This window comes from Bacillus sp. HY001 (assembly GCF_007558965.1).
Classification (GTDB): Bacteria; Bacillota; Bacilli; order Bacillales; family Bacillaceae_G; genus Bacillus_A; species Bacillus_A mobilis.
Genome location: NZ_VLTE01000366.1, coordinates 1 through 242, shown reverse-complemented (window position 1 = coordinate 242; position 242 = coordinate 1). Strand labels below are relative to the sequence as shown.

General features: G+C 30.2%; 1 pseudogene. It reads left to right on the top strand.

The features are described from left to right. A pseudogene (locus FOT98_RS31765) lies at nucleotides 1-242 on the top strand (XRE family transcriptional regulator); the annotation flags it as partial.

Below are 242 nucleotides of genomic sequence, written 5' to 3'. Positions count from 1 at the left end.
GTAATCAAAAGGTTATTTGTATTAGATTCAGTTGTATTGTGGAGACATAGTGTTACTAATGAATACATGGGCATTGAGTCTTGTCGTATTAAGCCAGGAAGCTTTTTAACCAATTACTTATACGGATCAAATAATACAACAGCGTTATTATCTAAAAAAGCACTTGAATACAATAGTTATAGACACAAATATCATAAAAGGTTAATTCGATACTTAACATGGCAATGGAGAATTAGACAAAT